General features: G+C 32.5%; 8 protein-coding genes and 1 pseudogene. All 9 read right to left on the bottom strand.

What is annotated here, in order from left to right; all coding sequences use genetic code 11:
* Positions 1–30: 30 nt before the first annotated feature.
* A complete protein-coding gene (locus Q0O83_RS05570) occupies positions 31–2,691 on the bottom strand; it encodes a valine--tRNA ligase (protein WP_294094908.1) in 2,661 nt (886 codons plus the stop codon).
* An 11-nt stretch (positions 2,692–2,702) separates the two neighbouring features.
* Entirely contained in the window at positions 2,703–3,296 is a 594-nt protein-coding gene (gene yihA, locus Q0O83_RS05565) for a ribosome biogenesis GTP-binding protein YihA/YsxC (RefSeq protein WP_294094905.1), read from the bottom strand.
* Between the two features lie 17 nt (positions 3,297–3,313).
* Positions 3,314–5,617, bottom strand: a complete 2,304-nt coding sequence (gene lon / locus Q0O83_RS05560) for an endopeptidase La (RefSeq protein WP_294094902.1) — start codon at positions 5,615–5,617, stop codon at positions 3,314–3,316.
* Between the two features lie 13 nt (positions 5,618–5,630).
* Positions 5,631–6,884 carry an ATP-dependent Clp protease ATP-binding subunit ClpX gene (gene clpX, locus Q0O83_RS05555; RefSeq protein ID WP_294094899.1) on the bottom strand — a complete coding sequence of 418 codons (1,254 nt, stop codon included), beginning with the start codon at positions 6,882–6,884 and terminating at the stop codon, positions 5,631–5,633.
* Positions 6,885–6,892: 8 nt separating this feature from the next.
* Positions 6,893–7,468 (bottom strand): ATP-dependent Clp endopeptidase proteolytic subunit ClpP, encoded by a 576-nt coding sequence (gene clpP, locus Q0O83_RS05550; protein WP_294094895.1) that lies wholly within the window; start codon positions 7,466–7,468, stop codon positions 6,893–6,895.
* Positions 7,469–7,596: 128 nt separating this feature from the next.
* On the bottom strand, positions 7,597–8,883 hold the full coding sequence (gene tig, locus Q0O83_RS05545) for a trigger factor (protein ID WP_294094893.1): 1,287 nt from the start codon (positions 8,881–8,883) through the stop codon (positions 7,597–7,599).
* Positions 8,884–8,916: 33 nt separating this feature from the next.
* The gene (gene recJ, locus Q0O83_RS05540) at positions 8,917–10,617 is read right to left on the bottom strand and encodes a single-stranded-DNA-specific exonuclease RecJ (protein WP_294094890.1); all 1,701 of its coding nucleotides are present in this window, start codon (positions 10,615–10,617) and stop codon (positions 8,917–8,919) included.
* Between the two features lie 3 nt (positions 10,618–10,620).
* Complete coding sequence (gene rbfA / locus Q0O83_RS05535) at positions 10,621–10,977, bottom strand: 30S ribosome-binding factor RbfA (RefSeq protein WP_294094887.1); 357 nt, start codon at positions 10,975–10,977, stop codon at positions 10,621–10,623.
* A gap of 16 nt (positions 10,978–10,993) precedes the next feature.
* Positions 10,994–12,973, bottom strand: a pseudogene (gene infB / locus Q0O83_RS05530) (translation initiation factor IF-2); the annotation flags it as partial.
* Between the last annotated feature and the right edge of the window lie 52 nt (positions 12,974–13,025).

Here is a 13,025-nt window from a genome sequence, read left to right as displayed (position 1 = left end):
TACTACTTAATAAAAGTTAAAAGTACTTTATTATTGGAAGTTTTTTAAGTTTTCCATTAGTTTATCATACTTGTCTTGGAACTCTTGTTGAATTCTTCTTTCTCTATCTAAGATATGAGCAGGTGCTTTAGATGTAAATCTTTCATCAGAAAGTTTAGCATTAGCTTTATCTAAATCTTTTTTAACTTTTTCAAGTTGCTCATTTATCTTTTTGATTTCAGCTTCAGTATCTAAAAGACCAGTTAAGATCATGAATACTTCAGAATTTCCATTAACTCTGAATCCACTTTGCTCAGGAGTTGCTAAATCAGAACCAACTGTTAACTCTTCAATTTTAGCAAGTTTAGTTATAAATAACTCATTAGCTTTTAAAGTTTCTAATTCAACAGGATTAGATGTTCTGATAACAACTTTAGCTTCTTTAGCTGGAGAGATTCCTCTTTCAGCTCTTATATTTCTTAATGAAGAGATTAAACCTTGAATATATTCAAAAGCTTTTTCTTTTTCATCATTAACTAAAGAATCATCACAAACAGGGTAGTTAGAAAGCATTATAGTCTCTCCTTCTACTTTGATTTTTTGCCAAATCTCTTCAGTTATATAAGGCATGAATGGGTGTAGTAGTTTTAATCCAGACTCTAAAACTGTCCATAAAACATATTGAGCAGTTTGTCTAGATTGAACTCCTGACTCCTCTTTGTTGTATAATCTAACTTTAGCTAGCTCAACATACCAGTCACAGAAGTCACCTCTTAAGAACTCGTATAATGATTTAGCAGCTTCATCTAATTGGAACTTTTCTAATTTATCTGCAACATCTTTAGATGTTTTATTTAACTTAGAGAAAATCCATTCGTCAACTAGTTCAAGTTGAACATTAGATTTGTCAAATGATTTTATATCGAAATCTTCAAGGTTCATTAGAACGAATCTTGAAACGTTCCAAATTTTATTAGCGAAGTTTCTTCCCATCTCTATTAATTTTTCAGAGAAGTGAACATCTTGCCCTTGAGAAGTATTGTATAACATAGTGAATCTGATTGCATCAGCACCATACTCTTCGATTAAGTTTAGTGGATCAGGAGAGTTACCTAATGACTTAGACATCTTTCTTCCAACTTCATCTCTTACAATACCATGTAAGTAAACATTTTCAAATGGAATATCATCCATAGTATACATACCGAACATAACCATTCTAGCAACCCAGAAGAATAGAATATCTGCTCCAGTAACTAGAGTTGATGTAGGATAGAATTTAGCTAATTCAGTTGTTTTATCAGGCCAACCTAAAGTTGAGAATGGCCATAAAGCAGATGAGAACCAAGTATCAAGAACATCAGTTTCTTGAGTTAATTCAACATCGTGTCCGTAGTGAGCTTTAGCTTGAGCGAAAGCTTCCTCTTCAGTTTTAGCTACAAATATATGCATATCAGGACCATACCAAGCAGGAATTCTATGTCCCCACCAGATTTGTCTAGAGATACACCAATCTCTTATATTTTCTAACCAGTTGTAGTAAACTTTTTCCCATCTCTTAGGCATAAGTTTAACTTTTCCGTTTCTAACAACTTCTAACGCTTTTTCAGCTAAAGGTTGCATTTTAACGAACCATTGCTTAGATACTCTAGGCTCTACAACAGTGTTACATCTATAACATCCACCAACATTATGTGAGTGAGATTCAACTTTAACTAAGAATCCAGTTTCTTCTAAGTCTGCTACCATTTTCTTTCTAGCATCGAATCTATCCATACCAGCATAAGCAGGGTAGTCGTTAGAAACTTTACCTTCAGGAGTCATCATATTGATGATTGGTAGATTGAACTTTTGTCCTAAAGTGAAATCATTAGGGTCATGTGCAGGAGTTATTTTTAAAGCACCCGTACCGAACTCCATATCAACATACTCATCAGCGATTACAGGAATCTCTCTTCCAACTAATGGTAAAATTACATTTTTACCAACAAGGTGTGAGTATCTTTCATCGTTAGGATTTACAGCAATAGCAACGTCAGCAAGCATAGTTTCTGGTCTTGTAGTTGCAATTATTAAGAATTCATCAGAATCTTTAACAGGATACTTGATATTCCATAGAGAACCAGCTTTTTCCTCATGTTCAACTTCATCGTCAGCAAGAGCTGTTCCACATCTAGGACACCAGTTAACCATATATTCACCTTGATAGATTAATCCATCGTTGAATAATTTGATAAAGATATCTTTTACAGAATCAGAAAGTCCTTCATCCATAGTAAATCTTTCTCTATCCCAGTCTAATGAAGCTCCAATTCTTCTTAATTGGTTTGTGATAGCTCCACCATATTGCTCTTTCCATTCCCAAACTTGCTTTATGAATTCGTCTCTTCCTAAATCCTCTTTAGTTAATCCGTCTTCAGCTAATCTTCTTTCAACTCTATTTTGAGTTGCAATACCTGCGTGATCTGTTCCAGGCATCCAAAGAGTGTTATACCCACTCATTCTCTTGTATCTAACAAGTACATCTTGGATACTGTTATTAAGAATGTGTCCCATATGTAATATTCCAGTTACATTTGGAGGTGGGATTACGATAGAGTAGTTTGCCTTATTATCATCTAAAGTAGCAGCAAAAAACTTTGACTCTTCCCAATATTTATACCATCTTCCCTCTATTTCATTAGGGGAATAAGTAGTAGCTAATTCATTCATTTAAAATCCTCCTATTCAATTTCTCCCTTTAAACAGTTTTCAATATATTCTAAAACTTGTTCTTTTCCGTTATTATTAAGTGACGAGTGGAAGAAAACATCATCATTATGGAAATCAACTTTTGTTCTGATATCCTTTAAAGCTTTAAATTTATCATTGTTTGATACTTTATCCATTTTAGTAAAGATTATTTTAAATGGAGTTCCATAGTGGTCTAACCATCTAAGCATATCTAAATCTTCACCACTTGGAATTCTTCTTATATCTAGAAGAACAAATACAAGTTTTTTTCTAGGACTAGCAAGGTATCTCTCCATTGTTAATCCCCATTCTTTTTTCATCTCTTTAGGAACCTTAGCGAATCCATATCCAGGTAAATCAACAAAGAAAAACTCTTTGTTGATTAGGAAATAGTTAATTAACTGAGTTCTACCTGGAGTTTTACTAGTTTTAGCTAGTTTATTTCTTCCTGTGATACTGTTTATAAGAGATGATTTTCCAACGTTTGATCTCCCAACGAAGGCAAACTCTATATTGCTTAACTCTTCAGGATAATCTTTTTCAAATACAGCTGATCTTACGAAATCTGCTTGTTTTACAATCATCTTATTACCTCTTTCTATTATTTTTCAAGGGCAAGTTTTTCAACGTCATCATAAGTTGAAGCAAAGTAGATTTTAATATCTTTCATTACTTCTTCTGGAATTTCTTCTACATCTACCTTATTATCTTCAGGTAAGATTATATTTTTAACTCCAGCTCTATGAGCCCCAATAACCTTCTCTTTAATTCCACCAACAGGTAAAACCTCACCAGTAATAGTGATTTCACCAGTCATAGCAAAAGTTTGCTTCACTTTTCTACCAGTTAATACTGATAAAATAGTTGTTGTGATAGCAGTACCAGCAGATGGACCATCTTTAGGAGTAGCTCCCTCAGGGAAGTGAAGGTGTATATCTTTTTTATCTAAAACAGTTGGTTCAACATTGAATTTTTCAAAGTTAGCTTTTAGATATGTGAAAGCAACCATAGCTGATTCTTTCATAACATTTCCAAGAGTTCCAGTTAAAGAAAGACTTCCTTTTCCTGGGATTTGAACACCTTGAACTTCAAGAGTCATTCCACCAACAGCTGTCCAAGCAAGACCATTTACAACTCCAACTTTAGATACAGCTTTTTTCATTTTTTCAGGTCTAAACTTAGGATGACCTAGGTAAGACTCTAAGTTTTTAATAGTGATACTAGCTGATTTTGCATCTTTATCAATAACATCTCTAGCTACTTTTCTAAATAGTCCAGAAATTTCTCTTTTTAGATTTCTAACTCCAGCCTCTCTAGTATACTCATCTATAATTTTTAAAACAGCTTTATCAGTAATATTTATTTTAATATTAGATAAACCATTTTCAATTTGAGCTTGTTTGATAAGGTAGCTATTTGCTATATGAAGTTTTTCAAACTCAGTATATGAAGAAAGAGTTATTATTTCCATTCTGTCTCTTAAAGGACCTGGAATACTTCTTAAGTCATTTGCTGTAGCGATAAAGAATACTTTAGATAAATCGAATGGCATATCTAAGTAGTGGTCTTCAAAATGCTTGTTTTGTTCAGGATCTAGAACTTCTAACATAGCAGAAGCAGGGTCTCCTTTAAAGTCGCTTGACATTTTATCTATTTCATCAAGAAGGATAACAGGGTTAACACTTCCAGCATTTTTGATAGCTTTAATTATTTTTCCAGGCATAGAACCTATATAAGTTCTTCTATGTCCTCTTATTTCAGCTTCATCTCTAACTCCACCTAAAGAGATTCTAATAAAGTTTCTACCTAAAGCGTCAGCAACAGATTTAGCTAAAGAAGTTTTTCCAACACCAGGAGGTCCAGCTAAACAAAGAATAGTTCCTTTCATATCAGGATTTAATTTTTTTACAGCTAGATAATCAAGAATTCTATTTTTTACATCTTTAAGACCGTAGTGATCTTTTTCTAAAACTTCATGAGCTATTTTTAAATCTAAAGTCTCTGTAGTTACAACTCCCCAAGGAAGTTCTAAAACAGATTCTATATATGCTCTAGATACAGTGGCTTCAGCAGAATAAGGAGCCATTTTACCAAGTTTTTTTAACTCGTTTTCTAGCTTATCCTTTGCTTCTTTTGGAAGAGTAGAGTTTCTAACTTTATCAAAAAGTTCATCTGTCTCTTCGTCTCCACCATTTTTACCAAGTTCCTCTCTAAGAGTGTTTATTTTCTCTCTTATAAAGTAGCTTTTTTGGCTTTCGTTTATCTTTTCTTTAACTTTTTGATCCACTTTTTGTTCGATAGAAGCGATTTCAATTTCACTATTTAGTATTTCAATTAATTTGTAACCTCTTTCTCTTACATCTAGCAGTTCTAAAAGCTCAACTTTTAAAGATTCCTCTATTTCAAGATTGAAAGCTATAGAATCAAATATTTTTCCAGCTTTTCTAAGTCCTTTTAATTGAACCATTAATTCAGCATTAATTTGATTTGTAGCTGTTGAGTACTCTTCGAATAAGCTAATTACTTTTCTTTTAAGAGCTGTTAATTCAGGTGATGGTTCTTCAGTTGCTGATATAACACTGTATTCAGCAAAAAGCATTCCATCCTCTTCAATAACATTTTCTATAAGAACTCTTTTATCAACATCAATAAGAACTTTAATACTTTTATTTGGTAAAGGAATAGATTGAACTATATTGGCTAAAACTCCAATTTTATGAACTCCTTCAGGAAGAATAGGATTTTCTTCTAAAGAATCTTTTTGTAAGCTCAATACTATTTTATTTTTTGTTTTCATTGCAAAATTCATCGTTAATAAGCTTCTTTCTCTTCCAACATAAAGAGGAGAGGCTGTTCCTGGGAAAAGAACCATTTCCCTAGTAGGTAAAAAAGGTAATCTACTCATTACTAATCACTCCTTAGTGTTCAATTTTAACTTTTGTAGAATCTTGAATTGAATCAGCGGTAATTGTAACCTTTTTGATAGATTTATCTGAAGGAATCTCAAACATAAGTTCAGTCATAATATTCTCGATGATAGATCTAAGTCCTCTTGCACCGATTTTTCTTTCTAAAGCAAGAGTAGCAATCTTCTTAAGAGAATCTTCTTCAAAATCAAGATCAACATTTTCCATCTCAAAGAATTTTTGATACTGTTTTACAATTGAATTTTTAGGTTCTGATAAAATTTTTATAAGAGCAGCTTCATTAAGAGGTGATAGTGTAGTAATAACAGGAAGTCTACCAACTAACTCTGGAATTATTCCTTGTTTAACTAAATCCTCAGGAAGAACTTTTCCTAAAAGTTCAATCTCTTTTTCAGTTTCTAAAGCTTCTTGAGAAGCTCCAAATCCAAGAACTTTTTTATTTGTTCTTGTTTTAATAATTTTTTCCATACCCTCAAAAGCTCCACCAACTATAAATAAAATATTTGTAGTGTCTATCTCTATAAGCTCTTGGTTAGGATGCTTTCTTCCACCTTGTGGTGGAACTTGAGATTTTGTTCCTTCGATAATTTTTAAAAGAGCTTGTTGAACTCCTTCACCTGAAACATCTCTAGTTATAGAAACATTTTCAGATTTTCTTGCAATTTTATCGATTTCATCTATATAGATAATCCCTCTTTCAGCAGCAGCAACATCGTAGTCAGCAGCTTGTAATAATCTAACAAGAACGTTTTCAACGTCATCCCCAACATAACCTGCTTCAGTAAGAGTTGTAGCATCAGCGATAGCAAAAGGAACATGTAGTGTTCTAGCTAGCGTTTGAGCTAAAAGAGTTTTTCCAGAACCTGTAGGTCCAATAAGAAGTACATTAGATTTTTGTAGTTCAACATCTTTACTTCCTTGATCTTTATGCATAATTCTCTTATAGTGATTATAAACAGAAACAGCTAAAACTTTTTTACTGTCATCTTGACCTATAACATATTCATCAAGTCTAGATTTAATCTCTTTAGGTGTAGGTAGTTCTATTCCTGTTAAAGAGTGGTTAGAAGTATCATTTTTTTCTTGTTTCTCTCCATAATAGATATCATTTTCGTAACCAAGCATATCAAAACAAGTTTCAATACATTCGTCACAAATAAAAGATCCATCAATACCAGAGAAAAGCTTTGAAACTTCATCTTGACCTCTTCCACAGAAAGAGCAATGTTCTTTTTTGTTCATCAATTCCCTCCTTATCTAACGAATACGTGGTCGATTAAACCAAATTCTTTAGCTTCTTCAGCACTCATGAAGTTATCTCTTTCAGTTGCTGAGATAATCTCTTCAACTGATTTTTTTGTGTTTTTACTTAAAATTTTAGAAGTTAAATCTTTCATTCTTAAAATCTCTTTAGCTTGGATTTCAATATCAGTAGCTTGCCCTCTAGCTCCACCAAGAGGTTGGTGAATCATAATTCTAGAGTTTTCTAGAGAATATCTTTTTCCTTTAGCTCCAGCTGAAAGTAATAGAGCCCCCATACTAGCAGCTTGACCAATACAAACTGTTTGTACATCAGGTTTAATGTAATTCATAGTATCATAGATTGCCATACCAGAAGTAATAACTCCCCCAGGACTATTTATATACATAATTATATCTTTATTAGGATCTTCAGCTTCTAAAAACAGGAGTTGAGCAACGATAGCGTTAGCTATTTGGTCGTCAATCTCACTACCTAAGAATATAATTCTATCCTTAAGAAGTCTAGAGAAGACGTCGTAAGCTCTTTCACCTTTTCCTGTGTTTTCAATAACTGTTGGACTGTACATTTTTATCCCTCCTTTAAAAACTTACTTTAAAAATTTAAAGTTAAATACTTAAAAACTTAGGTATTTAACACTAATTTTTTAAAAGTAGTATTGAGTAGAGGGTTATCTCTACTCAATACAGGGTTTTATTACTTTGCGTTATTAACAATAACTTCAATAGCTTTTTGAGATAAGCTCTCAGTTCTTAAGCTATGGTTGAACTCATCTAAGTTAGAGTTCTTAGTTAATTCAGTTTCTAATTGCTCTTTAGTCATACCGTACATTTTAGCAATCTCTTCGATTTTAGCAGTTAACTCTTCAGCAGTAACTTCTAAGTTTTCAGCTTTAGCGATAGCTTCTAAAATGATATCTACTTGAACTTTGTTATGAGCCATTGGAGCGATTTGGTTGAAAGCTTGCTCTTTAGTCATTCCAGTCATTTTTAAGTATTGATCGATATCCATTCCTTGCATAGCTAATTGTTGGTTCATTTCAGCCATTCTGTTTTCTACTTCTCTAACAACCATAGATCTAGGAACTTCGATTTTAGAATCAGCAACTAATTTTTGGATTAATTTTCCAACGAAGTTGTTTTGAACTCTAGCTTCTTCTCTAGCAACGATTTCAGTAGTTTTCTTAGCTTTTAAATCTTCAACAGATTCAAATCCAGCTTCTGTAGCGAACTCTTCAGTTAACTCAGGCTTAGCTAAAGTTTTGATTGAGTTGATTTTTACTTTGAATACAGCAGGTTTTCCAGCTAAAGCTTCAGCATGGTACTCAGCAGGGAAAGTTACATTAACTTCTCCTTCTTGTCCTACAGTGTATCCAACTAATTGATCTTCGAATGTATCGATGAACATTTTAGATCCTAATTTTAATTGGTGAGAATCAGCTTTTCCACCTTCGAATGGAACACCGTCAACGAATCCTTCAAAAGCAAGGTCAACAGTATTTCCCATCTCAGCTTTGTGCCCTTCAGCAGCATCTTCTAATTTAGCTTTAGCGTTTAACATATTTTCAATCTCTTTATTTAAAAGCTCTTCAGTCATTTCGAAAGTTTCTTTTTCAACTTCTAAACCTTTGTACTCTCCTAAAGTAATTTCAGGGTAGATATCAACTTTGAAAGTCATTTCAAGAGTTTCTTTCATTTCAGTAACAAGATCATAAATGAAACTTACTGGAGCAATTTTCTCTTCAGCAACGATTTTTTCGAAGTTAGCTTTAAGAACAGATTCTACAACCTCTTCTTTTATAGCGTCAGCAAAAGCAGCTTCAACTTTGTTTAATGGTGCATGTCCTTTTCTAAATCCAGGAACCTCAACTTTAGTAGCTAAAGTCTTAACAACCTCTGATTTAATTGGTGATAACTCTTCAGCTGTTAAAGTAACTTTAATCTCAACTGCTGAGTGTTCGATTTTTTTTAATTCGTGTTTCATCATTTCCTCCTTAAAGTATTATGTATTAATGTCTTAAACCTTGTGAGATTTAAGATCTTTTAAACGAAATTGATAATATTCTTCTCCTCTATTTATTATCTTTTCTGGATAATAAACAACATCATAAAGCATATCTTTATTTATATTATGTAACTTAGAACTTAAATCAAAAGCTACAAGAGGATAAGTTTTGCCATTTTTCAGCAATAAACCATTAAAGTGTCTATTTTCAATGCCAAAAAACTTTGTGTCTATAATTTTAACTCCTCTATCTATAAAATAGGGATGCTTATTCTCAAGGCCAAAAGGACCTAATCTTTTTATATCATTAATGCTATTTTTATTGATTTTATCAATAGGTAACTCTAAATCAATCTCTAAATATTTAGGTTGATTAATATTGTGTTCATGAACTTGAATCTCTCTTTGGAAGAGTAATTCAATCTCAGGAAGATCAGCTTCGTTGGCTATAAAACCAGCGGCTAAGTCATGACCACCAAAACGAATTAGTTTACTTTCAATAAGTTTTAAAATATTGAAAATATTTACACCAGGAATACTTCTACATGAAGCTTTAGCTAAACCATCTTTTAGAGAAATCATCGCAACAGGAAGATTATACTTTACGCTTAATCTCGATGCAACAACTCCAATAACTCCAGGATGCCATCTTTCAGATGCAACAAAAATATATTTAAGTTCGTTCTTATCTATTTTTTGTGCAATCATTTTGTTTGCTTCATCAAATATCATTCTTTCTAGTTCTCTTCTTTGCTTATTTGCTTTTTTCATCTCTTCAATAATGTTATATATTTCAAAATCATCTGTTTTCATAAAGAAATCAGCACCTAGTTTTGAATTCCCAAGTCTTCCTAAAGAATTTATAAGTGGAGAAACAAAATAACTAATATCCGTAGTACTAATATCTTTATTATAAAGTTTTAAGTACTTCATAAGATAAACAAGACCTTTAATTTTAGTATTTTTAAGAGTTTCTAATCCTTTACTTATAATAATTCTATTTTCGTCGAACATAGGAACAACATCAGCAACAGTTCCAATCATAATAACATCCATGAATTGATAAAGTTTAGAGAAATCTTCATTTAAATATGTGTATACACCTTGAGCAACTTTTAAAGCCACTCCAGCCCCAGCTAAAAATTTAAATTTATAGCTATCACTTAATTTAGGGTTGATGAAAAGGATATTATCCTCTTCATCATCCTTTACACTTTTGTGATGATCAGTAACAATAACCTCGATACCAAGGCTACGAGCATATTCAACATCTTCATAAGAGTTGATACCTGTATCTACAGTAATCACTAGTTTTCCAGAATTTTTATGAATGAAGTCGATAGTCTTTTTATCTAAGCCGTATCCTTCATCCATTCTATTAGGAATATAGTAATCAATATCAATTCCAATTTCTCTAAAAGCTAATACAAGGAAGATAGCTGCAGTGATTCCATCAACATCATAGTCTCCATAAATAAAAAGTTTTTCATTTTTATTTTTAGCAGAAACTATTTTTTCTACAACGCTATCCATCATTTCAAAATCAAAAGGATTTCTAAATCTATTAATAGATGGATTAAGAAAATTTTCTACTTCATCTTTTTCTAAAAAGCCCTTTTTAATTAGTAAAGTAGCTAAAAATTTAGAAACATTCCATTGACTAGCCTTAGTTTCAATAAGATTTTCAGATACTGTCTTATATTCCCAGTGCATAAATTACCCTTTTAAACTATCAAGTAACTGGGAGATTTTAATAGCGTGTTCTATAGTATCATCCAGTTTAATTCTCATATCAGGAGTATATCTTAAGGCTAGTTCTTCAGATACTCTTTTTCTAAGAAAACCTTTTATTTCATTTAATCCTTCTAAAACTTCTTTTCTATTAACTGTTGCTCCAGCTATTGGCATAATGCTGAAGAATAAATCTGCAAATTTTAAATCTTCAGTAACTCTTACACTAGTAACAGAAACCATAGCTTTTTTTAATTTTGGATTTTTGATCTCTTCGAAAAGAGCTTTAGAGACAACTCTAGAGATTTCCTTTTCGATTGCAGCTAATCTTTTTTTATTCATAATAAATCACCTACTTTTACTTTAAAGTTCTTTTAATTTCGATAATGTCGAATGCCTCAACGATATCTCCTTCTTTAATATCATTGAAGTTTTCGATTCCTAAACCACACTCTTGACCAGCAACAACTTCTTTAGCGTCGTCTTTGTATCTCTTAAGAGTATTTAATTTTCCTTCATAAACAATAACACCATTTCTTAATATTCTGATGTTAGAGTCTTTTCTAACTTTACCGTCAACAACAACACATCCAGCGATATTTCCAACTTTAGAAACTTTGAACACTTTTTTAATCTCGATTCTTCCAGAGTACATCTCTTTGAATTCAGGATCAAGCATTCCTGTTAAAGCCTTTTCAATATCTTCAGTGATATGATAGATAATGTTTGAAGTTCTGATTTCAACACCATTAGCATCGGCTTCTTTTAAAGCGTTTGTAGTTGGTCTAACGTTGAATCCGATTATAATAGCATTTGAAGCTTCAGCTAGTTTTACGTCACTCTCTGTGATCGCTCCAGAAGCAGCTTGAATGATATTAACTATAACTTCCTCGTGAGAAAGCTTTAATAATGAATCTCTTAACGCTTCAACTGAACCTCTAGAGTCAGCTCTTAAGATTAAGTTAAGCTCTTTTAAGTTTGCGTGATCCATTTGTTGAGATAAAGTTTCAAGAGAGATAGATTTTCTACTGATTTCAGAAATCTTTCTTTCTTTAGCTACTTCTTCTACGATTCTCTTAGCATGTTGCTCATTTTGGATAACATAGAATGTATCTCCAGCAGATGGAACATCGTTGAATCCAATAATCTCGATAGGTTGAGATACAGTTGCAGATTGAACTTTTGCTCCTAAATCGTTAACAAGTGCTCTAACTTTTCCCATAGATTCTCCAGCAACGATAACCTCTCCAATTTTTAAAGTTCCTTCTTGGATTAGAACGTCGGCAATAGGTCCAACTTTAGGATCAAGTCTAGATTCTAGAACGATTCCTTTTGCTCTTTTCTTAGGGTTAGCTTTTAACTCTAAAATTTCAGCAGTTATTAAGATTGTATCTAATAAAGTATCTAAATTCATTTTAGCTTTAGCTGAAACTTCAACGAACTCAGTGTCTCCTCCCCACTCAACTGAAACTAAACCGTGCTCCATAAGCTCTTGTTTAACTCTCATTGGGTTAGATCCCTCTTTATCGATTTTGTTGATAGCAACAATAATAGGTACATTTGCAGCTTTAGCATGTGATAAAGCCTCTATAGTTTGTGGCATTACACCATCATCAGCAGCAACAACAAGAATTGCGATATCTGTAACTTGTGCTCCTCTAGCTCTCATATCAGTGAACGCCTCATGTCCAGGAGTATCTACGAAAGTGATTTTCTTACCAGCTTTAGTAATTTGGTAAGCTCCAATCTTTTGAGTGATTCCACCAGCTTCTCCTGATGCAACTGAAGTAGTTCTGATAGCATCAAGTAAAGATGTTTTACCGTGGTCAACGTGTCCCATGATTGTTATAACAGGAGCTCTTTCGATAAGATCCTCAGTTCTATCTTCTATTTCAAGAGCGAACTTATCTCCGAAGTCTAATTGAACTTCCTCTTCTAACTCAACGAAAGCTTCGTAATCTTCAGCTAACTCTTCAGCTAACTCTAAAGAGATAGTTGAGTTTATTGTTAACATTTGTCCTTTTAAGAAAAGTTTTTTGATAAGTTCTGAACTTCCAACACCTAATCTATCAGCGAAATCACCTAAAGTAATCTCTCCTCTAATTTTGATGATTTTCATTCCATCTTCTTCTATAATCTCAGGTCCTTGCTCAGCTTTATTTACGATAAAGTCAGCTCTTCTACCTTTTCTTTTCTTTTTAGTTTTTCCTTCATCATTTGAAGCTTCACTTTTAGCTTTGTTTTTATTTTTATTTTTTTTAGTAGTAGCAGTAGTAGTCTCTTCTATAAACTCTTCTGCATCATTAAAATCCATAGTCTTTTTCATTGTTTCCTCCTCTATATAGGTATTACTAGAAACAACATCATCATTTTTAGCAAAATATGCTAGA

Origin of the sequence: uncultured Cetobacterium sp., from assembly GCF_945952365.1 — a bacterium.
GTDB lineage: Bacteria > Fusobacteriota > Fusobacteriia > Fusobacteriales > Fusobacteriaceae > Cetobacterium_A.
Note: the sequence above shows the minus strand (reverse complement) of the source record. Positions and strands in the feature narration are given on the sequence as shown.